Source organism: Streptomyces sp. CB02366, from assembly GCF_001905905.1.
GTDB lineage: Bacteria > Actinomycetota > Actinomycetes > Streptomycetales > Streptomycetaceae > Streptomyces.
Map to the genome: position 1 here is coordinate 90,501 of NZ_LIVT01000016.1, position 20,388 is coordinate 110,888.

The 20,388-nt window shown below is 73.2% G+C and carries 19 protein-coding genes; 5 read left to right on the forward strand and 14 right to left on the reverse strand.

Annotation, left to right across the window (positions count from 1 at the left end; genetic code table 11):
* Window positions 1–39: 39 nt before the first annotated feature.
* A complete protein-coding gene (locus AMK24_RS28970) occupies window positions 40–2,187 on the forward strand; it encodes a hypothetical protein (RefSeq protein WP_073771860.1) in 2,148 nt (715 codons plus the stop codon).
* A 48-nt stretch (window positions 2,188–2,235) separates the two neighbouring features.
* Complete coding sequence (locus AMK24_RS28975; protein WP_079190674.1) at window positions 2,236–2,619, forward strand: hypothetical protein; 384 nt, start codon at window positions 2,236–2,238, stop codon at window positions 2,617–2,619.
* Between the two features lie 240 nt (window positions 2,620–2,859).
* Here AMK24_RS28975 and hemB read toward each other — a convergent pair whose 3' ends face one another.
* The 6 genes from hemB to AMK24_RS29005 form a co-directional block, all read right to left on the reverse strand.
* Window positions 2,860–3,876: a porphobilinogen synthase gene (hemB, locus tag AMK24_RS28980; RefSeq protein ID WP_073771861.1), complete on the reverse strand. Its 1,017-nt coding sequence runs from the start codon at window positions 3,874–3,876 to the stop codon at window positions 2,860–2,862.
* Window positions 3,877–4,018: 142 nt separating this feature from the next.
* Window positions 4,019–5,689 carry a uroporphyrinogen-III synthase gene (locus AMK24_RS28985; RefSeq protein WP_073771862.1) on the reverse strand — a complete coding sequence of 557 codons (1,671 nt, stop codon included), beginning with the start codon at window positions 5,687–5,689 and terminating at the stop codon, window positions 4,019–4,021.
* Entirely contained in the window at window positions 5,686–6,672 is a 987-nt protein-coding gene (hemC, locus tag AMK24_RS28990) for a hydroxymethylbilane synthase (protein ID WP_073771863.1), read from the reverse strand. Before hemC ends, AMK24_RS28985 begins: the two co-directional genes overlap by 4 nt.
* Complete coding sequence (locus AMK24_RS28995) at window positions 6,669–8,180, reverse strand: glutamyl-tRNA reductase (RefSeq protein ID WP_073771864.1); 1,512 nt, start codon at window positions 8,178–8,180, stop codon at window positions 6,669–6,671. The genes hemC and AMK24_RS28995 overlap by 4 nt, the downstream gene beginning before the upstream one ends.
* Window positions 8,177–8,938: a redox-sensing transcriptional repressor Rex gene (locus AMK24_RS29000; RefSeq protein WP_073771865.1), complete on the reverse strand. Its 762-nt coding sequence runs from the start codon at window positions 8,936–8,938 to the stop codon at window positions 8,177–8,179. Before AMK24_RS29000 ends, AMK24_RS28995 begins: the two co-directional genes overlap by 4 nt.
* A 257-nt stretch (window positions 8,939–9,195) precedes the next feature.
* Window positions 9,196–9,486, reverse strand: coding sequence for a glutaredoxin family protein (locus AMK24_RS29005; RefSeq protein ID WP_073771866.1), 291 nt, complete (start codon window positions 9,484–9,486; stop codon window positions 9,196–9,198).
* A 156-nt stretch (window positions 9,487–9,642) separates the two neighbouring features.
* Between AMK24_RS29005 and AMK24_RS29010 the strand changes: the two genes are divergently transcribed.
* The 3 genes from AMK24_RS29010 (at window position 9,643) to AMK24_RS29020 (ending at window position 13,254) form a co-directional block, all read left to right on the forward strand.
* A complete protein-coding gene (locus AMK24_RS29010) occupies window positions 9,643–10,590 on the forward strand; it encodes an HAD family hydrolase (protein WP_073771867.1) in 948 nt (315 codons plus the stop codon).
* A 467-nt stretch (window positions 10,591–11,057) separates the two neighbouring features.
* On the forward strand, window positions 11,058–11,837 hold the full coding sequence (locus tag AMK24_RS29015; protein WP_073771868.1) for an ECF subfamily RNA polymerase sigma factor, BldN family: 780 nt from the start codon (window positions 11,058–11,060) through the stop codon (window positions 11,835–11,837).
* Between the two features lie 211 nt (window positions 11,838–12,048).
* Entirely contained in the window at window positions 12,049–13,254 is a 1,206-nt protein-coding gene (locus AMK24_RS29020; protein WP_073771869.1) for a DUF5667 domain-containing protein, read from the forward strand.
* Window positions 13,255–13,331: 77 nt separating this feature from the next.
* Here AMK24_RS29020 and AMK24_RS29025 read toward each other — a convergent pair whose 3' ends face one another.
* The 8 genes from AMK24_RS29025 to AMK24_RS29060 form a co-directional block, all read right to left on the reverse strand.
* Window positions 13,332–14,414, reverse strand: coding sequence for a lysophospholipid acyltransferase family protein (locus tag AMK24_RS29025; RefSeq protein WP_073771870.1), 1,083 nt, complete (start codon window positions 14,412–14,414; stop codon window positions 13,332–13,334).
* 15 nt (window positions 14,415–14,429) lie between these two features.
* Window positions 14,430–15,518, reverse strand: coding sequence for an NAD-dependent epimerase/dehydratase family protein (locus AMK24_RS29030; protein ID WP_073771871.1), 1,089 nt, complete (start codon window positions 15,516–15,518; stop codon window positions 14,430–14,432).
* A gap of 225 nt (window positions 15,519–15,743) precedes the next feature.
* Window positions 15,744–15,842: a 30S ribosomal protein bS22 gene (locus AMK24_RS29035; protein WP_003948845.1), complete on the reverse strand. Its 99-nt coding sequence runs from the start codon at window positions 15,840–15,842 to the stop codon at window positions 15,744–15,746.
* Window positions 15,843–15,952: 110 nt separating this feature from the next.
* Entirely contained in the window at window positions 15,953–16,165 is a 213-nt protein-coding gene (locus AMK24_RS29040; RefSeq protein WP_158072177.1) for a helix-turn-helix domain-containing protein, read from the reverse strand.
* A 128-nt stretch (window positions 16,166–16,293) separates the two neighbouring features.
* The gene (locus AMK24_RS29045) at window positions 16,294–17,109 is read right to left on the reverse strand and encodes a phosphatase (RefSeq protein ID WP_073771873.1); all 816 of its coding nucleotides are present in this window, start codon (window positions 17,107–17,109) and stop codon (window positions 16,294–16,296) included.
* Between the two features lie 102 nt (window positions 17,110–17,211).
* On the reverse strand, window positions 17,212–18,381 hold the full coding sequence (locus tag AMK24_RS29050; protein ID WP_073771881.1) for an acetoin utilization protein AcuC: 1,170 nt from the start codon (window positions 18,379–18,381) through the stop codon (window positions 17,212–17,214).
* On the reverse strand, window positions 18,350–19,555 hold the full coding sequence (locus AMK24_RS29055) for an MFS transporter (RefSeq protein ID WP_073771874.1): 1,206 nt from the start codon (window positions 19,553–19,555) through the stop codon (window positions 18,350–18,352). The genes AMK24_RS29050 and AMK24_RS29055 overlap by 32 nt, the downstream gene beginning before the upstream one ends.
* A gap of 146 nt (window positions 19,556–19,701) precedes the next feature.
* The gene (locus AMK24_RS29060) at window positions 19,702–20,346 is read right to left on the reverse strand and encodes an HAD family hydrolase (protein WP_073771875.1); all 645 of its coding nucleotides are present in this window, start codon (window positions 20,344–20,346) and stop codon (window positions 19,702–19,704) included.
* Window positions 20,347–20,388: the final 42 nt, after the last annotated feature.

A 20,388-nucleotide genomic window follows, 5' to 3' on the forward strand; every position in this document is an offset into this window, starting at 1 on the left:
CCGGGCACCACGGAACCGGGCACGACGGGACGGGACACGATGGGTACGGGCGACAGCCGTGCGGCCGGGCAGCGGTCGGACCTCGGCAGGATCAAGACGTGGTGGCGCACCCTGGGCGGCGACCGCTTCGCCGTCCTCCCCCCGCCGACGCGCAGCCGCTACACGCAGTCGGACGGCCACGAGGACGCGGCGGAGATGTTCGCGGTCCGGGGCATCGCCGCCGGCACCTCCTTCGCTTACTGGCACTGGCAGTCCCAGGACGCCTTCGACCGCTCCGGAGACCTGACGGGCGAGCTGTACCTGCACTGGGGCGGCGACCACGCCACGGTCGCCGCCGGTCTCGGGGCCGGGCCGGACGGCTACCGGATCGTCGACGGCGGTCCGCAGGGCGCGTTCCGGCTGGACAAGGTCACGGCAGTGGACGCCGACGGGCTGCCCGCCCCCGAGGACACCGCGGGCGTACGCCAACTCCTCGCCCGCCTCGACGAGCCCCGTCGCCGGACCGCCCGGGAGACGGAGTACGAACCGCTGACCCCCGCCGAGGAACGCTGGCTCCACGACCGCCTGGGGGATCTCCTCGACCGCGAACGGGCCACCGGGACCGGTGCGGGCGCCGCGGCCGGGACGGACGGCCCCGCCGCCCCGACCGGCGGGCCCGCCGACAGCGGCCCGGGCCCCGGCCTGCCCGCCGCCGCCCGCTTCGCCGCCCCGCTGGAGCACCGGCAGGCGCTGACTCCGGACGAGACGGCACGGCTGCTCTCCGCCTGGCAGGAGACGTACGCCGGGCGGCTCGCGGACTGGCGCGGCCGGCGTCCCGTGCTGAACGCGCTGCTGCGACAGGAGCACCCCGACGCCTGGGAAGTGGCCGCCGAGCTGGGCCCCCAGGCGTCGTACGCCCTCGCCGCCCACCCCTCCCCGCGCTCGCTGGAGCTGCTGCGGGCCTGGGCGCTCGCCGGGAACGGCTCCGCCGTGCGCGGCTGGTTCCGCACCCACCGCGCCCTGCGGGAACCGGACCCGTTCCGGGCCGCCCGCACGCTCTCCGACGAGCTGGCCGCGCACCCCGCCCCCGAAGCCGCCCAGACCGCCCTGCTCGACGCGCTGCGCACCGCCGACGCCGAGGAGCGGCCCGCCCCCGCCGACCGGGACACCGCGGCCGACACCGTCCTCCCGCTCCTCGCCACCCTCCGGTACACCACGGACGACCGGCTGCCCCGCCCGCTGCGGGTCGCCGCCGCGCAGGCGGCCCGGGACACGGTGTCCCGGGTCCGCGAGACGGCCGGCCGGCTCCCCGGCGGCGAGGCGGCCGACGCCCTCGCCGCCGTCGACCGGTACGAGGCCGTCCGCGACGACCTCCTCGCCGGCACCGGCCCCGACCTGACCGGGTACGAGGGCCACCTCGGCGACCTCTACCACCATTACCGGACGCTCTCCCCCGCCGATGTCACGTGGCTGCGGGACCGGCTGGCCGATCCGTCCACCGGCGTCCAGGGCATCGCCTTCTGCCTGGAGCTGCTGTACGCCCACGGCGAGGCCACCGGGGACGACGTCGAAGCGCTGCTGCCGCGCTGGAAGAAGGAGCTGACCAAGCAGTACCGCACGACGTACACCGAGTGGCGCCACCCGCTGGTCACCCTCACCTGCCTCGCCCTCGACCTCGGCCACCCGGCCGCCGCCGGCCTGCTGGCCTGGTGGGCGAAGCCCAAGCCGCTGTGGAAGAACCCCGTCCGGCTGCTGACCTGCCTCGGCGCGCCCGACGAGGCGAAGGCCGCCGAGCTGTGGGAGTTCATCGCCTCCGGCGAGCACGACACCGGGCACCTGATGACCTGGGTGCTGCTGCGCGCCCGCCTCGACTCCACGCACCCGCTCCACGTCGCGGAGCGGCTGATCGGGGCGCCGGGCGTCCGCGATTACGTCCTGCACCGCGTCCTGATCGGCGTGGCCGACCCCGCCCAGCCGCTCTGGCACTACGCGATCGACCCGCGCAGCCACAGCTGGTGGCGGCGCGCCCGGGAGGTGGCGGACGACCCCCGGCTTTCCGGCGCGGCCCGCGCGATCGGTCTGAAGGCGGCCCGCGACCACTGCGTCCTGCGCCACCCGGACCAGGTCCGCCCGGCGCTCACCGAAGGGGAGGTGGCGGAGGCCCGTGCCTGGGCGGAGGCCCGCGCCCACCGGACCGCCGCGGGCTGAGTCCCCGTACTCATGCGCGGGGGCCCCGCCGAAGGTTGACTCGGATGCATGAGCGAGCACAGCCACCACGGCGGCGGCGCCCCGGCGACCGCCCCCGACGAGACGCCCGACCGCCGCGCGTGGGTCGCCCCCCTGATCTCCACGGTCCTGACCCTGCCGATGGGGCTCGTCGCCCTGTTCGTCGCCGGGCTCTCGCCCATGGCCTGTGACTCCTGCAACGGCGCGGCGGCCGACCGCTTCCACGACAGCTGGACCGTGGGATGGACCGTCCTGTGGATCGGCCTGCTCGTCGCCCTGGCCGTCCTGATCGCCGCGTGGGCCGTCCCGCACCGGCTCCGTCACGCCGCCCGGCGCGTGGGCCTGGCCCTCGCCGCCCCCGCCACCGTCGTGGTCGCTTTCGTGGCGTTCATGGCACTGGTCGACTGGCCCTGACGGGAAGGGCCCGCCCCCGTGAACGACACGAACTACGCCGCGAAGCGGGCCGCGCCCGCCTCACCGCCCCGCGCGAGCCGGTCGTCGCCACGCCCTGACCGCCGCCGCCCGCGCCGACGAGGAACCGCTCGTCCGGGACGGCACCCGCTTCTCCATCGAGGAGGCCCACCGGCTCCAGGGGGCCGGAGCGGGTGGGCCGTGACCACGCGGGGGCCCGGCCCCGGGTGAGAGCGCCGGGGCTCAGCCCCGGCCGGGCGCACGTCCTGCGCCGAGCCACTGGGCGACCTCGGTCGCCCAGTAGGTGAGGATCATCTGCGCCCCGGCCCGCCGGATGCCGGTCAGGCTCTCCAGGATCGCCTTGTCCCGGTCGATCCAGCCCTTCTCGGCGGCGGCCTCGATCATCGCGTACTCGCCGCTGATCTGGTACGCCGCGACCGGCACGTCCACCGAGTCGGCGACCTTGGCGAGGATGTCCAGGTACGGTCCGGCGGGCTTCACCATGACCATGTCCGCGCCCTCCTCCAGGTCCAGCGCCAGCTCGCGCAGCGACTCGCGGGCGTTAGCCGGGTCCTGCTGGTAGGTCTTGCGGTCGCCGGTCAGCGAGGAGCCGACCGCCTCCCGGAAGGGCCCGTAGAAGGCGGAGCTGTACTTCGCGGTGTAGGCGAGGATCGACACGTCCTCGTGCCCGGTCTGGTCCAGGGCGTCCCGGACGACGCCGACCTGGCCGTCCATCATCCCGCTGGGGCCCACCACATGGGCCCCGGCGTCCGCCTGGACCTGGGCCATCTCCGCGTACCGCTCCAGCGTCGCGTCGTTGTCCACCCGGCCGTCCGCCGTCAGGACCCCGCAGTGGCCGTGGTCGGTGTACTCGTCCAGGCACAGGTCCGACATCACGACCAGGTCGTCCCCGACCTCCTCGCGGACCGCGCGCAGGGCGACCTGGAGGATGCCGTCCGGATCGGTGCCCGCCGTCCCCCGGGCGTCCTTGTTCGCGTCGTCCGGCACCCCGAAGAGCATGATCCCCGAGACCCCGGCCGCGACCGCCTCGACGGCCGCCTTCCGCAGGGTGTCCAGGGTGTGCTGGTGCACGCCGGGCATGGCCGAGATGGCGACCGGGGCGTCGATGCCCTCCCGTACGAACGCGGGGAGGATCAGGTTCGCGGGGTCGAGCCGTGTCTCGGCGACCATCCGCCGCATCGCCGGGGTCGTCCGCAGCCGCCGGGGGCGGGAGCCGGGGAAGTTTCCGTACGCAGTCATCCTTCGACCATAGACCCGTGGAGGGCACGGTCTTACCGACACCGGTACCGGCAAACCCGCCCACCGGGAAGGCCCCGCCGCCAGGACGGCGGCGGGCCCGGACGCCGAAGCGACCGGGCCCGCCGCCCTCGTACGCGTACCGCTACGTCGTCGTACGGCGCCTGCGCGCGCCCGGACGCCGCTCGCTCGGCCGGGTCACCGGGTCGCCGGCCTCCCGCGCCGCGTCCCGGCGCTGCGCGCCGAAGGCGGCCAGCGCCTCCGCGAGCTTGTGCACCGACGGCTCCGGGGACAGCACGTCGACCCGCAGGCCGTGCTCCTCGGCGGTCTTCGCGGTGGCCGGGCCGATGCACGCGATCACGGTCACGTTGTGCGGCTTGCCCGCGATCCCGACGAGGTTGCGCACCGTCGAGGACGAGGTGAACAGGACCGCGTCGAACCCGCCGCCCTTGATCGCCTCCCGGGTCTCGGACGGCGGCGGCGAGGCGCGGACCGTGCGGTACGCGGTGACGTCGTCGACCTCCCAGCCCAGCTCGATGAGGCCCGCCACCAGGGTCTCGGTGGCGATGTCGGCGCGCGGCAGGAACACCCGGTCGATCGGGTCGAAGACCGGGTCGTAGGGCGGCCAGTCCTCCAGCAGCCCGGCCGCCGACTGCTCGCCCGAGGGCACCAGGTCCGGCTTGACGCCGAACTCGACCAGCGCGCGGGCGGTCTGCTCCCCGACCGCGGCGACCTTGATCCCGGCGAAGGCGCGGGCGTCGAGCCCGTACTCCTCGAACTTCTCCCGGACCGCCTTGACCGCGTTCACGCTGGTGAAGGCGATCCACTCGTACCGGCCGGTGACCAGGCCCTTGACCGCGCGCTCCATCTGCTGGGGCGTACGCGGCGGCTCGACGGCGATCGTCGGGACCTCGTGCGGCACGGCGCCGTAGGAGCGCAGCTGGTCGGAGAGCGACGCGGCCTGCTCCTTCGTCCGCGGGACGAGCACCTTCCAGCCGAACATCGGCTTCGACTCGAACCACGCGAGCTGCTCGCGCTGGGCGGCGGAGCTGCGCTCTCCGACCACGGCTATGACCGGCCGGTGGCCCTCGGGCGACGGGAGCACCTTGGCCTGCTTGAGGACCTGGGCGATCGTCCCGAGGGTCGCCGTCCAGGTGCGCTGGCGGGTGGTGGTGCCCGCGATCGTCACGGTGAGCGGGGTGTCGGGCTTGCGGCCCGCCGAGACCAGTTCCCCGGCGGCTGCCGCGACCGCGTCCAGCGTGGTGGAGACGACGGCGGTCGCGTCGCTCGCGCCGACCTCGTTCCAGCAGCGGTCGGAGGCGGTACGGGCGTCGACGAAGCGGACGTCCGCGCCCTGCGCGTCCCGCAGCGGCACCCCGGCGTACGCGGGCACGCCCACGGCGTTGGCGATGCCCGGGACGACCTCGAAGGGCACCCCGGCGGCGGCGCAGGCGAGCATCTCGGCCCCCGCGTCGCCGTCCAGGCCGGGATCGCCCGCGACGGCACGGACCACCCGCCTGCCGCCCTTCGCGGCCTCCATGACAAGATTGGCGGCATCCCTGAGAACGGGTACACCGGCGGTTGTTGACGAGGTGTCAACGACTGTCAGCTCGGGGGTGCTCACCCCTGCCCGCGCATGGCCGCGAACGACGTCGAGCACATCGGGCTCGGCGACAAGGACGTCCGCGCTCGCGAGCGCTTCGACGGCGCGCAGGGTCAGCAGACCCGGGTCGCCGGGACCGGCGCCGAGGAAGGTGACCTGGCCTCGGGCGGACAGGGCCGGAAAGTCGGATGCTGCGGGGCCGGTGGGGCTCAAAGTGCTCGCTCCCCCATAAGACCGGCCGCACCCTTGGCGAGCATCTCGGCCGCGAGTTCGCGACCGAGGGCCGCCGCGTCGTCCTGCGACGTGGGGACGGGACCGGTGGTGGACAGCTGTACCAGCGAGGAACCGTCGAGGGAACCGACGACTCCGCGCAGGCGCAGTTCGTTGACAACCTGTCCGTCGACCAGGAGGTCGGCCAACGCACCCACGGGTGCGGAGCAGCCGGCCTCCAGGGCGGCGAGCAGGGCGCGCTCGGCGGTCACGGCGACCCGGGTGTACGGGTCGTCGAGCTCGGCGAGCGCTGCGGCGAGGTCGCCGCTGGACGCGGCGCACTCGATCGCCAGTGCTCCCTGGCCGGGAGCGGGCAGAACGGTGTCGACCGACAGGAAGTCGGTGACTTCGCCGCTGCGGCCGAGACGGCTGAGCCCGGCGGCGGCCAGGACGACCGCGTCGAGCTCCCCGTCCCGCACGAACCCGATCCGCGTATCGACGTTGCCCCGGATGGGGACGGTCTCGATCCGCAGGCCGTGGGAACGGGCGTACGCGTTGAGCTGCGCCATGCGGCGCGGCGAACCGGTGCCGACGCGGGCGCCGGGCGGCAGCTGCTCGAAGGTCAGGCCGTCGCGGGCGACCAGGGCGTCGCGCGGGTCCTCGCGCTGCGGCACGGCGGCCAGCACGAGGTCGTCGGGCTGGCTGGTCGGGAGGTCCTTGAGCGAGTGGACGGCGAAGTCCACCTCGCCGCGCGCCAGCGCCTCGCGCAGGGCCGCGACGAACACACCGGTGCCGCCGATCTGCGCCAGGTGCTCGCGGGAGGTGTCCCCGTACGTGGTGATCTCGACGAGCTGGACGGCGCGCCCGGTCACCTCGCGAACCGCCTGGGCGACGAGTCCGGACTGGGCCGTGGCGAGCTTGGAACGCCGGGTGCCCAGCCTGAGCGGCGCGGGGTTCCGCGCGCCCGGGGATGAGTTGTCGGTCATGACCGCCCTCTATTCGGGTCGTTCAGGTCTGCCCGGGAGACGGCGGCCACCGTCTGCGGGTCGAGGTCGAAGAGTTCGCGCAACGCGTCCGCGTACCCGGCGCCGCCGGGCTCGCTGGCGAGCTGCTTGACCCGCACGGTGGGCGCGTGCAGGAGTTTGTCGACGACGCGGCGCACGGTCTGGGTGATCTCGGCGCGCTGCTTCTCGTCGAGGTCGGGGAGGCGGCCCTCCAGCCGGGCGATCTCGCCCGCGACGACGCCGGCGGCCATGGTGCGCAGGGCGACCACGGTCGGGGCGACGTGCGCGGCGCGCTGGGCGGCGCCGAAGGCGGCCACCTCGTCGGAGACGATGGTGCGGACCCGGTCCACATCGGCGGCCATCGGGGCGTCGGCGGACGCCTCCGCGAGCGACTCGATGTCGACGAGGCGCACACCGTCGATGCGGTGGGCGGCGCCGTCGATGTCCCGCGGCATGGCGAGGTCGAGCAGGGCGAGCCGGACCGGTCCGGTCGACTGGGCGGGCACGGTGGCGCGGCGCGGCGCGGTCGCCGGGGCGGCCTGCGCGGCGGAGGCCGCGGAGCCGTTCTCCACCCAGGCGGCGTGCTGGTCGACGTCGTCCGGGGCCGGGGTGACGGAGGCGGTCCTCGGCTGCTCCGGGGCGGGGTCCAGGGTCGTGCCGAGGGCGTCCGCGAGGGCGTCGGCGGTGAGGACGAGCCCGGTGGCGCCGGTGCAGGAGACGACGATGTCGGCACGTGTCAGTTCGTCGCTCACCGCGGACATCTCCACGGCCCGGGCCCTCACGGCGGTGTCGTCGCCCTGCTGGAGGATCTCCACCAGGCGGTCGGCGCGGGCGCGGGTGCGGTTGGCGACGACGACCTCGGCGACGCCGGTCCGGGCGAGGGTCGCGGCGGCCAGCGAGGACATCGAGCCGGCGCCGATGACCAGGGCGCGCTTGCCCCCGGCCCACAGGGCGGGGTCGGCCCCGGCGGCGAGCTGCTGGAGCCCGAAGGTGACGAGCGACTGCCCGGCCCGGTCGATCCCGGTCTCGCTGTGGGCGCGCTTGCCGACCCGCAGGGCCTGCTGGAAGAGGTCGTTCAGCAGCCGTCCGGCGGTGTGCAGCTCCTGGCCGCGCGCGAGCGCGTCCTTGATCTGGCCGAGGATCTGGCCCTCGCCCACGACCATCGAGTCCAGGCCGCAGGCGACCGAGAAGAGGTGGTGGACGGCCCGGTCCTCGTAGTGCACATAGAGATACGGAGTGAGTTCGTCCAGGCCGACGCCGCTGTGCTGGGCGAGCAGCGTGGACAGCTCGGCGACGCCCGCGTGGAACTTGTCCACGTCGGCGTACAGCTCGATGCGGTTGCAGGTGGCCAGCACGGCGGCCTCGGTCGCGGGTTCCGCGGCGAGGGTGTCCTGGAGCAGCTTGGCCTGGGTCTCCACGGCGAGCGACGCCCGCTCCAGCACGGAGACGGGGGCGCTGCGGTGGCTCAGTCCGACGACGAGGAGGCTCATGCGGGCATCACGGCGGGCATGTCCCCGTCAGGTCCCTTCCGGCCGGCGGGAGTGGCGCGCATGGGGGGCGCGGCCTCGTCCTCGACGGCGATGTCCTCTCCGGCCTTGCGCTGCTCGTGGAACGCGAGGATCTGGAGCTCGATGGAGAGGTCGACCTTGCGCACGTCGACGCCCTCGGGCACCGACAGGACGGTCGGCGCGAAGTTCAGGATGGAGGTCACCCCGGCGGCGACGAGCCGGTCGCAGACCTGCTGGGCCGCGCCGGGCGGGGTGGTGATCACGCCGATGGACACACCGTTGTCGCTGATGATCCGGTCCAGGTCGTCGGTGTGCTGGACGGGGATCCCGGCCACCGGCGTACCGGCCATGGCGGGATCGGCGTCGATCAGCGCGGCGACGCGGAAGCCGCGGGAGGCGAAGCCGCCGTAGTTGGCGAGGGCCGCCCCGAGGTTGCCGATGCCGACGATCGCGACCGGCCAGTCCTGGGTGAGCCCGAGCTCGCGCGAGATCTGGTAGACGAGATACTCGACGTCGTACCCGACCCCGCGGGTGCCGTAGGACCCGAGATAGCTGAAGTCCTTGCGCAGCTTCGCCGAGTTGACGCCGGCCGCCGTGGCCAGCTCCTCGGAGGAGACCGTGGGGACCGAACGCTCGGAGAGCGCGGTCAGTGCGCGTAGATACAACGGAAGTCGGGCGACGGTGGCCTCGGGAATTCCTCGGCTACGGGTCGCCGGTCGGTGAGTTCGGCCAGTTGCCACGGTGCTCCTGCGGGATGAGCGGGGCTGCAGGCGGCCGTGTGTCCCTAGACCGCCCCGTCGAATGCAGGCTATGTCTTTGTGAACGCGTGCACAAAGATTGTGTCCGATTTGTCCGGTCAACGTGACCGGGGTCACGCACATTTCCCGCGCGATCCCGGAACCGGGCGTCGCATCGGCCCGTTGCGGCCTCGAAGGGGGCAAAGCGGAACACACTCCTCACAGCTACGCCCCCGAGGCCACTCAAAACGCCCGCAATGTTAACCGGGTTTCGCGTCCGCACCCAGCGCCTTGCGCAGCCTCGCCGGGTCCACGCGCCAGAACGTGTGCTGCTCGCCGTCGACCAGCACCACCGGGATCTGCTCCCAGTACTCCTTGTACAGCGCCTCGTCCGCGGTGATGTCCTTCTCCGTCCACGCCGCGCCGGTCTCCTCGCAGACCGCGGCGACCACCGCCCGCGCCTCCTCGCACAGGTGGCACCCGGGCTTCCCGATCAACGTGACCACCCGCTCGGCGGGCTTCTTCTTCGTACGGCGCAGCAGGGGGCTCATCCCTCCATTCTGCGCCCGCCCCGCCCGGCCCCCGGCCCGCGCGCCCCGGCGGCGGACCGCCCGGGGGCACCGGCTTCACCCCTCCGCCCCGAAGCGTTCACACCACCGCATCGCGGCAGGTCGGGCAGGTCCGGGAGGACTGGCTATGCTCACGGCATGGCCGCACTTGGATGGCTCACACCCCGTAGGCGTTCCGCTACCGCCCGGAGCGTCCTGGCAGGCGAGGCCGCCGCCGAGGCGGCGCGCAAGACCTCCTTCGTGGAGGACGAGGCCGCCCTCCTGACCGGGATCTCCGAGGCGCCGCCCCAGGAGCCCGCGTTCCCGGTCGCCGGGGACGACCGCGCCGCCGCCTTCTTCGACCTCGACAACACCGTCATGCAGGGCGCCGCGATCTTCCACTTCGGCCGCGGCCTCTACAAGCGCAAGTTCTTCGAGCGCCGCGAACTGACCCGGTTCGCCTGGCAGCAGGCGTGGTTCCGGCTGGCCGGCGTCGAGGACCCCGAGCACATGCAGGACGCCCGCGACAGCGCTCTGTCCATCGTCAAGGGCCACCGCGTCTCCGAGCTGATGTCCATCGGCGAGGAGATCTACGACGAGTACATGGCCGACCGCATCTGGCCCGGCACCCGCGCCCTGGCCCAGGCCCACCTGGACGCCGGGCAGAGGGTCTGGCTGGTCACCGCCGCCCCCGTGGAGACCGCCACCATCATCGCCCGTCGCCTCGGCCTGACCGGCGCGCTCGGCACCGTCGCCGAATCGGTCGACGGCGTCTACACCGGCCGCCTGGTCGGCGAACCGCTGCACGGCCCCGCCAAGGCCGAGGCGGTCCGCGCCCTCGCCGCCGCCGAGGGCCTCGACCTGGACCGCTGCGCCGCCTACAGCGACTCGCACAACGACATCCCGATGCTCTCGCTGGTCGGCCACCCCTACGCGATCAACCCGGACGCCAAGCTCCGCAAGCACGCCCGCGCCCTCGACTGGCGGCTGCGCGACTACCGCACCGGGCGCAAGGCGGCCAAGGTCGGCATCCCGGCCGCCGCCGGGGTCGGCGCGCTCGCCGGCGGCACGGCCGCCGCGCTCGCCCTGCACCGCCGCCGCCGCTGACCTCACGGCTCGCCCGCCCGTGCCGCCGCCGCGCGGCCCCGCGGTCCGCCCCCGCCTCCACGACCCGCGCGGTCGGCGGCCGGCGAAAGCCTTGCCGCACCCCCTGCCATGGCTCCCGTCCGGTCACGGGGTGCAGCCACGCCCGGGCCCGTGCGGCCGGCCGAAGGCCGTTCCACCACCACCGCCGACGCCCCTGCCGGCCAGCGCGATCACCGGCGCCCGGCCACAACCCGTCGCCCCCGCAGACAGATCACGAAGTAATCCGATCAATAAACGGTCACCAATTGCTACTTGATGTGTCACTTAGCGATAAGAGAAGCGACGGAACCGGCGATTTAGACAACTGGGTGTAGCGCCGTCAGCACGAAGCGTTATTCTCCTCAGACGCATCACGGAGACCGTCACCCGCCACCACGGGTGATGTTTTTCGAACTGCTCGTGATGGAAGCTCTGCCTCTGGGAGTCCCGTGTACCCACACGTCGGGGTTGACGCCTCGGGCCTGGCTACGCTGCGTGCATCGGTCATCGACCGCTTGCGCGGCTTCGTCCCCACCGCGTACGCCGTCCCCGCCTTTGCCACCCCTGCACCTGCCGGCCCCTGCTACGCCCTGGCCGAACGCAGTGCGGCGGTCGGAAGACGCGGCGCCCGCGCCGCCTCGACCGCCACGTCGACCGTCCGCCGTCCCACGGCAGACAGCGACAGCGCCCGCATGATGGACCTCGTCGAGCGCGCGCAGGCCGGCGAGGCGGACGCCTTCGGGCGCCTGTACGACCAGTACAGCGACACCGTGTACCGGTACATCTACTACCGCGTGGGCGGCAAGGCGACCGCGGAGGACCTCACCAGCGAGACCTTCCTCCGCGCGCTGCGCCGTATCTCCACGTTCACCTGGCAGGGCCGCGACTTCGGCGCCTGGCTGGTCACGATCGCTCGCAACCTGGTCGCCGACCACTTCAAATCCAGTCGTTTCCGGCTGGAAGTGACCACCGGCGAAATGCTCGACGCCAACGAGGTGGCGCGCAGCCCCGAGGATTCCGTCCTGGAGTCCCTCTCCAACGCCGCGCTGCTCCAGGCCGTGCGGCGGCTCAACCCCCAGCAGCAGGAGTGCGTCACCCTGCGGTTCCTCCAGGGGCTCTCGGTCGCCGAGACCGCCCGGGTGATGGGAAAGAACGAGGGGGCGATCAAGACCCTCCAGTACCGCGCCGTCCGGACGCTCGCCCGGCTCCTGCCGGACGACGCCCGCTGACCGGACCGGTGCGTGACCGTCCCGTCACGCACTGGTCCGATCATCTTTCGTGCGTAACCCAAGTGCCGGGCACCTCGTTGTGCCGGTTGCAGGCCCCCTGCCGTCGTCCCCTGTCCGTCTCCATTCACTCCATCGAGTGGAAACGCTCAAGGCGGGCAACCTTCCGAATCGTCAGGGGAGTCGACCGTCATGACGAGAGGAGGTGCCGCCAGTGATCGCAAACGTTTCGGCACACCGGCGGGCGAACGCCTTCGCCCAGGCCCTGGAGGAGCAGTCCCCCCAGGGTGCGGCGGCCGTACAGCCCGACGATCCGGCCGACCAGGCCGACCGCGGACCGCTGTTGGCCCTGGCGAACGGCCTCGGCGAGCTACCGAAGCCGCAGTTGGACCCCGAGGTCAAGGCCGTGCAGCGAGCCCAGCTGGTCGCCGCCATGGAGAACATGTTCGCCGAGGGCGGCGCGTCCACGGGCCCTACGGTGCCGGTGCAGCGGGGCAAGGGAGCCCACCGGGCCTCACCCCTGCGGAAGTTGCGCCCCCGGTCCCGCTGGGCGAAAGGCCTCACCGCCGGCGGCCTCACCGTCGGCGTCGCGGCGGGAGCGTTCGGCGGCGTGGCCGCGGCCAGCTCCGACGCCCTCCCCGGTGACTCGCTCTACGGGCTCAAGCGCGGGATGGAGGACATCAGCCTCGGCATGGCCAAGGGCGACACCGAGCGCGGCGAGGTCTACCTCGACCAGGCGTCCACCCGGCTCAGCGAGGCCCGCAGACTCATGGAGCGCGGCCGTTCCGGACCTCTGGACCACGAATCCCTCGGTGCGGTCAGACGTGCGCTCAACGGCATGTCCCACGACGCCTCCGAGGGCCACCGCCTGCTCCACGCCGCCTACCAGCGCGACGGAGCGATCGGCCCCATCCAGACCCTGGACACCTTCTCCCGCTCCCACCGCGACACCTGGAGCAGCCTCCGCGACCGGCTGCCCGTCCAGCTCACCGACGTCCGCGACCAGGTCAGCTCGGTCTTCGAAGCCATAGAGGACGACGTCGCCCCGCTCCAGTCCCTCCTCCCCCGTCCCCCCGGCGAGGAGAAGGACTCCCAGCGGCCCGGCGCCACCACCGCCCCGGACAGCGGCTCCTCCCGGTCCGACTCCCCCGCGCCCCCGGCCTCCCCCGAGAAGCCCGGGAACCGCACCGAGGGCAGTACGGGCCCCGACCCCTCCGGCTCCTCCGACGCCGCCCCCGACGACGGCCTGCTCGGCGGCGGCACGGACGGCCTGCTCGACGACCTCCCCACGGACGGCCTCACCGAGCCCTCCCCCGAGAGCCGACCCAGCGCCCCCGCCGCCCCCGAGATCACCCTGCCCCCGCTCCTCCCCGGGCTTCTCCCGGGCCTCGGCATCGACGGGCAGAACATCAAGCCGTAAGGCCGACGCGGAGGGGGGGCCGGTACGCGGATCGCGTACCGGCCCCCCCTTCCCGTCCGGCCCGGGCCGGGAGCGGCTCAGAAGAAGACCGACCGCCGCTGCACCAGCAGTTTGTACAGCGTGTGCTGAATCTGCTCCCGCACCTGGTCCGTCAGGTTGAACATCAGCATCGGGTCCTCCGCCGCCTCCTGCGGATACCCGTCCGTCGGGATCGGCTCGCCGAACTGGATCGTCCACTTCGTCGGCAGCGGCAGCGCGCCCAGCGGCCCCAGCCACGGGAACGTCGGCGTGATCGGGAAGTACGGGAAGCCCAGCAGCCGGGCCAGCGTCTTCGCGTTCCCGATCATCGGGTAGATCTCCTCCGCGCCCACGATCGAGCACGGCACGATCGGGGCCCTCGCCCGCAGCGCCGTCGAGACGAACCCGCCCCGCCCGAAGCGCTGGAGCTTGTACCGCTCGCCGAACGGCTTGCCGATCCCCTTGAACCCCTCCGGCATCACCCCGACGATCTCGCCCGTCTCCAGCAGCCGCTGGGCGTCCTCCGCACAGGCCAGCGTGTGGCCGGCCTTGCGCGCCAGCTCGTTGACCACCGGGAGGTGGAAGACCAGATCGGCGGCGAGCAGCCGCAGATGCCGGTCGGCGGGGTGGTGGTCGTGCACCGCGACCTGGAGCATCAGCCCGTCCAGCGGCAGCGTCCCCGAGTGGTTGGCCACGATGAGCGCCCCACCCTCCGCGGGGATGTTCTCGATGCCCTTCACCTCGACCCGGAAGTACTTCTCCGCCAGCGGTCGCAGCGCCGACATCAGGACCTGCTCGGTGAGCTCCTTGTCGTACCCGAACTCGTCGACCTCGTAATCACCGGTCACCCGGCGCCGCAGGAACGCCAGGCCCCCGGCGATCCGCCGCTCCCAGCCGCCGTCCGGGGGGCCGGAAGCGTCCCGGCCGGGCCCCTCGGGACCCCGCGCCCCCTCCCCGGCCTCCGGGGCCGGGCCGGCCGCCTCGGGGAGCTGTGCCCCCGGCAGGGCGCTCACCGGCGCGGCGGAGCCGTCGCCCCGCCCGCCGCTGCCACCGCCCGCCCCGGTCCGGCGCCGCGCCGGACGCGACGCGCCACCGGACCGCGAACGGTCGTCGTCGAACGGAAGGACCTTGGCGTCCGCCATCGTCGGTGCGCTCCTCTACCTGCCGCCGTCAGTCGTCTGTACCGCCCCGGCCCCGCGTTCCCGCGATCCGCCGCTTCCCGGCAGCGGAACCGCCGCCAGCCGGTCCACCACCCTGCCCACCGCCTCCGGCGGCAGCAGTCCGGGCCCCCGGCTCCGCGCGAACTCCGCGAACGTCTCCGCCGTGGTGAACGTCGGCCGGAAACCGAGCGTCTCGCGCATCTGCACCGTCGAGACCACCCTGCCATGGGTGAGCAACCGGATCTGCTCCGGCGAGAAGTCGGTCATGCCGATCGTACGGAGCGCCGAACCGACCCAGGTGACGGCGGGCAGCAGCACCGGCACGGTCGGCTTCCCCAGCCGCCGCGAGCACTGCGACAGCAGCAGCACCCCGTCGCCCGCGATGTTGAACGTGCCGCTGTTCAGCGTTCCGCGCCGGGGCTCGCTCGCCGCGATCCCGAGGACGTCGATCACATCGTCCTCGTGCACGAACTGGAGGCGGGGGTCGTAGCCGAAGACGGTCGGCAGGACGGGCAGCGACAGGTAGTCGGCGAGCGGCGAGTCCGGCCGCGGTCCCAGGATGTTGGCGAACCGCAGCACGCACACCGCCACGTCCGGCCGGCGGCGGGCGAAGCCCCGTACGTACCCCTCGACCTCCACCGCGTCCTTCGCGAAGCCGCCGCTGGGCAGCGACTTGGGCGGGGTGGTCTCGGTGAACACGGCGGGGTCGCGGGGCGCGGACCCGTACACGCTCGTGCTCGACTTCACGACCAGCCGGCGCACGGCCGGGGATTTCTGGCAGGCGCCGAGCAGCTGCATCGTGCCGATGACGTTGGTCTCCTTGACCGTCGTCCGGCCACCGGCGCCGAGCGCCTTGCCGGAGACGTCCAGGTGCACCACGGTGTCGACCATGTGCTCGGCCAGGATGCGCGCCAGGGCGGACTGCCGGATGTCCGCCCGCACGAACCGCGCGGCCCCCAGATCGTGCTCGGGCGCGACCGCGTCGACCGCGATCACCCGGTCGACCCCGGGATCGCGCTGGACGCGCCGGACGAAGCGGCCCCCCAGCTGCCGGGCCACTCCTGTGACGAGGACGACCTTCCCCAAGACCAGCGCCTTCCGTCGGCCCGGGGAGCCCTGAGCCGGCTCCCCTGCTTCCCTCGGTAACTCCCTGGTCGTCACCGTAGCGGGTGGACGCCGCCCTGTGACGCCCCCGAGGCGGGCCTTGACCCTCGCTTGCCGGAAAAGAGCTCCGGGGGGCGCCCCCCGGACGCGCCGCAGCCCCTCCACCGGACCGGTGGAGGGGCTGCGGATCACGCGAAACGCGTTCGCTTACTTCTTGTTGCGACGCTGAACGCGCGTGCGCTTGAGCAGCTTGCGGTGCTTCTTCTTGGCCATCCGCTTACGCCGCTTCTTGATAACAGAGCCCACGACTACCCTCGCTCACTTCTTCTTCACTGGTGCGGGGCGTCTGGGCCCACACGACCTACGTCGGCCTAGCCTACCCGTCCCCGTCCGAGGGACGTAATCCGCGGGCGGCCTCAGGCCGATTCCACCCCCACGAAGGAGTCGCGGAGATACGCGTGAACCGCTTGCTCCGGCACCCGGAAGGACCTGCCCACCCGGATCGCCGGCAGATGACCGCTGTGCACCAAGCGGTACACGGTCATCTTCGACACTCGCATGACCGAGGCGACTTCCGCCACGGTCAGAAACTTGACCTCGTTGAGAGGCCTCTCGCTGCCAGCAGCCATGACCCACCTGTACCTTCCGCACCGGACGCGCACCGGCTTCCCCTCCGGTGACTCTTCGTCGTTGTGCGCTCACTCCCCAGATTAGGGGCGGGTGATACGAGTGGGGAAGAGGAGGGCCGGCCGCCGCCCTACGGAGACAGACAGGCCCGATTGAGTACATAGCGCGTCAACGGCCGGTAAAACGGGGCCTGTACGCCGTCGTCGAGCGGAACGGCGACCGACACCCGCCCCTCCGCCTCCCCCACGAACAGCGCCGGATCGTCCGTGTCCGCCGGTCCGATCGCCTCGATCCCCAGCTGACCTGCACCGCAGACCCAGCCGTGGTCCCCGATCACCAGCTCCGGCAGCACCCCCAGCCGCTCGGCCGCGTCCTGGAGCGCGAGCCGCACCGGAAGCGGCGAATGGGTGTGCGCGCCGGTTTCGCCCCCCGTGGGCCGCCCCCCGGGTTCGCGCACCAGAGCGACACCCCGTACGTAGTCGACGGTGTACGTGCGTACGCCAAACCGCGTCGTTATGTCGACACATCGCCCCTGCGCGGGGGTGAGGACGGGGCAGCCCGCCGCCGACAGAGCGTCTGCCAGTCCGGCGTAGAAGCCGAGCAGCCGATGCGGATGCCCGGTCCCCAGCAGCACCGGGGCCCGCCGCCGGGCCACCGAGGCCAGCCGCTCCGCGAACGCGTCCAGCCCGGCCACCGTACGCTCCGGGTCGATCGCGTCGGCCCCGGAGAGGTGCGCCGGGTCCGCCGAGACCCCGCACCGGTCCGCCATCAGCCGTAAGAGGTCGCTCTCGCCCCAGGTCCGCTCGGGCACGAGCCCCAGCAGCACCCGGGGATCCCGGGCGGCGAACAGCCGGTAGCTGCGCAGGTTGTTCTCGCGCGGGGTGGCCACGGGCCCGGCGAGCCGGGCCGCCAGCAGATGGGCGCGCAGCGCCCCGGTGCTCAACACCCCTGGGATGCTGCCGTACCGGGGGCCGGCGCGGGCGGGATTCCCCGTACGCCCCACCGTTGGCGTAACGCACGGCACAATGCACGGGCCGGGGCCCGGCTCTCAGGTCAGCAGCCCGCGCAGCGGGAACGCCGCCTTCCGGGCCGCCAGCACCGCCTGGTCCAGCCGGTCCGCCGGGTCGTACCCGTCCTCCCACTCCTGCCAGGCCGGCGTCCGCCCGTCCGTCATCCGGCCCGGACCGAGCTGCCGCGTACGGGCGTAGACGAGGTCCCGCCACGAGGACGGCACCACCGACTCCGGATCGACGGGGGCGTGCGCGGCGATGCCCACCAGGTGCGTCCAGGACCGGGGGACGACGTCCACGACCGCGTAACCGCCGCCGCCGAGCGCCACCCAGCGCCCGTCCGCGTGGTCGTGCGCCAACCGGTGGCAGGACTCCATGACCGCCCGCTGCGCGTCCAGCGACACCGCGAGGTGGGCGAGCGGGTCCTCGAAGTGGGTGTCGGCCCCGTGCTGGGTGACGAGGACCTGGGGGCGGAAGTCGGCCAGCAGCTCGGGCACCACCGCGTGGAACGCCCGCAACCACCCCGCGTCCCCGGTCCCGGCCGGCAGCGCCACGTTGACCGCGGAGCCCTCGCCGGCCCCGGCCCCGGTCTCCTCCGGCCACCCGGTCTGCGGGAAGAGCGTCCTCGGGTGCTCGTGCAGCGAGATCGTCAGGACGCGCGGATCCTCCCAGAACGCGGCCTGCACCCCGTCCCCGTGGTGGACGTCCACGTCCACGTACGCCACCCGCTCCGCGCCCAGCTCCAGCAGGCGGGCGATGGCGAGGGCCGGGTCGTTGTACACGCAGAACCCGGCCGCCGCCCCCGGCATGGCGTGGTGCAGCCCCCCGGTGAAGTTCACCGCGTGCTCGGTCTCCCCGCGCCACACTGCCTCGGCCGCCCCGACCGACAGCCCGGCGATCAGCGCGGACGCCTCGTGCATCCCGGCGAACGCCGGATCGTCCACGGTCCCGAGCCCGTACTCCTGGTCGGCCGCCCGCGGGTCGGCGGAGGCGGCCCGCACCGCGGCCACGTAGTCCTCGCGGTGCACGAGCCGCAGGGTGGAGTCCCCGGCGGCCTTCGCCGCCCGCAGATCCACCGCCGCATCGAGCCCGAACGCCCGCACCAGCCCCATCGTCAGGTCCAGCCGGACCGGGTCCATCGGGTGGGTCTCCCCGAAGTCGTATCCCGTAACCGCGTCATCCCACATCAGCTGTGCGCGCCCGCTCATGCCCGCCACCGTATCGGGCCGGGTCCGGCCCGAACGAGCGGGCGTACACGAGCGTCGCCAGCACCAGGACCATCGGGACGAGCATGGCCCCCCGATAGCTCCACGCATCCCCCAGAGCGCCCACGAGCGGCGAACCCACCAGGAAACCGACATAGTTGAAGATGTTCAGCCGGGCCACGGCGGCGTCGCTGTTCCCCGGGAACAGCCGTCCGGCGGCGGCGAAGGTCTGCGGCACGATCACGCAGAGCCCGAAGCCGAGCATCGTGAACCCGAGCATCCCCACCCAGGCCCCCGGCGCCGCCGCCACGACCGCGAACCCGCCGGCCGCCAGCAGGCTTCCGCCCCGCACCACGGCCACCGCCCCGAACCGCCGCACCCCGAGGTCCCCCACGGTCCGGCCCAGCAGGGTCGTCACCATGTAGACGTTGTACGGAACGGTCGCGAGCTGCTCAGAGCTGCCCAGCACGTCCTGGAGGTACTTGGCGCTCCAGTTGGAGACGGTCGAGTCCCCGATGTACGCGAAGCTCATGACGAGGCAGAGCGGCAGCAGCAGCTTGAACGAGAGCGCCCCGCCCGTGGTTCCGGGCCCGGACCCGTCGTCCTCCTCGGGGCGCTTCCCCTCCGTGTACCACCGGCTGCCGGCCAGCGCGGCGGGCAGCAGCACGGCGACGACGGGCAGGTAGGACGCGAGCAGCGACAGGTCGTACCGGGCCCCGACCCACGCCAGCGACGCCCCCGCGATACCGCCGAGGCTGTACGCGGCGTGGAACCCGAGCATGATGCTGCGCCCGTAGGCCCGTTGGAGGCTGACCCCCAGCATGTTCATGGAGGCGTCCAGCGCCCCGACGGACAACCCGAACACCCCGAGGGCGACGGCGGCGTGCCACATCTCCCGCCCGGCGCCCACCCCGAGCAGGGCGAGCAGGACGAGGGGCTGGGCCCACCGCAGGACCACGCCCGGCCGGACGCGGGCGACCGCCTTCTCGGTGGCCACGCTGCCGGCGCCCGCCAGGATCGGGACGGCGGCGAGGAAGACGGGCAGCAGCGCGTCGGATATCCCGTACTGGTCCTGGATGGCGGGGATACGCGTCACCAGAAGGGCGAAGGCCACGCCCTGGACGCCGAAGCTCAGTCCCAGGGAGGCCCTGCCGTACCGCAAGCCCGCATCAGTCATGGCGGCGAGCGTAGGGCCAGTCGCTACCGAGGGGTAGATGGATCAGCCGGGCAGTTTCCGGACGGACGGTGTCCGGATGGGCCGGGCCCGGGCGGGTCGGGCCCGGGCGGGCGGGGGTCGGCCTGGCGAGGGGTGGACGCGTGGCGTCAGGCGAGCAGGCCGGGAAGCTGGGACATGTCCGAGAAGTGTCCGGTGACGCCCACGAGCCGGTCCGCGGGCATCATCGACGTGAACCCGTACACGTCCATCCCGGCCGCCCGTGCGGCCTCGACCCCGAGCGGGCTGTCCTCGACGACGACACACCGCTCGGGCGCGACGCCCATCCGCTCGGCGGCGTAGAGGAACAGGTCCGGCGCCGGCTTGCCCCGCCCGACGTCCTCCGAGCTGAAGATCCACTCGTCCTCGAACCACTGGTCGATCCCGGTCCTGCGGTGCCCCACGCGAATCCGTTCATGGCTCCCGGAGGAGGCGACGCAGTAGGCCACCCCGTCCGCGACGAGTTTCCCGAGCAGCTCCTCGACCCCGTCCACCGCCACCAGCTCCTGCTCGAAGGCGGCGAAGGTACGGGAGCTGAGCGTGGTGTCGAAGTCCTCGGGCAGCTTCCGCCCGGTCCGCTCCTCGATGAGATCGTGCACCCGGTGCACGGCGGATCCCATGTAGTCACGGATCGATTCGTCGTACGAGGTCGGGTGACCGAGTTCGGTCAGGTAACCGGAGAGCACGGTGTTGGCGAGGGGCTCGCTGTCGACGAGCACACCGTCGTTGTCGAAGATGACCAGTTCGTAGCGCATGGTCCGACCCTAGACGTTCAGAACGCAGGAAAGCCCCGCACC

Bases quoted from the DNA above. Each gene is read 5' to 3' on its own strand.
- AMK24_RS29040 (WP_158072177.1), bottom strand. From the start codon at position 16,165: ATGGCTGCTGGCAGCGAGAGGCCTCTCAACGAGGTCAAGTTTCTGACC.
- AMK24_RS29025 (WP_073771870.1), bottom strand. From the start codon at position 14,414: ATGGCGGACGCCAAGGTCCTTCCGTTCGACGACGACCGTTCGCGGTCC.
- AMK24_RS28995 (WP_073771864.1), bottom strand. From the start codon at position 8,180: ATGAGCCTCCTCGTCGTCGGACTGAGCCACCGCAGCGCCCCCGTCTCC.
- AMK24_RS28970 (WP_073771860.1), top strand. From the start codon at position 40: ATGGGTACGGGCGACAGCCGTGCGGCCGGGCAGCGGTCGGACCTCGGC.
- hemC (WP_073771863.1), bottom strand. From the start codon at position 6,672: ATGACCGACAACTCATCCCCGGGCGCGCGGAACCCCGCGCCGCTCAGG.
- AMK24_RS29055 (WP_073771874.1), bottom strand. From the start codon at position 19,555: ATGACTGATGCGGGCTTGCGGTACGGCAGGGCCTCCCTGGGACTGAGC.
- AMK24_RS29010 (WP_073771867.1), top strand. From the start codon at position 9,643: ATGGCCGCACTTGGATGGCTCACACCCCGTAGGCGTTCCGCTACCGCC.
- AMK24_RS29060 (WP_073771875.1), bottom strand. From the start codon at position 20,346: ATGCGCTACGAACTGGTCATCTTCGACAACGACGGTGTGCTCGTCGAC.
- AMK24_RS29050 (WP_073771881.1), bottom strand. From the start codon at position 18,381: ATGAGCGGGCGCGCACAGCTGATGTGGGATGACGCGGTTACGGGATAC.
- hemB (WP_073771861.1), bottom strand. From the start codon at position 3,876: ATGACTGCGTACGGAAACTTCCCCGGCTCCCGCCCCCGGCGGCTGCGG.
- AMK24_RS29005 (WP_073771866.1), bottom strand. From the start codon at position 9,486: ATGAGCCCCCTGCTGCGCCGTACGAAGAAGAAGCCCGCCGAGCGGGTG.
- AMK24_RS28975 (WP_079190674.1), top strand. From the start codon at position 2,236: ATGAGCGAGCACAGCCACCACGGCGGCGGCGCCCCGGCGACCGCCCCC.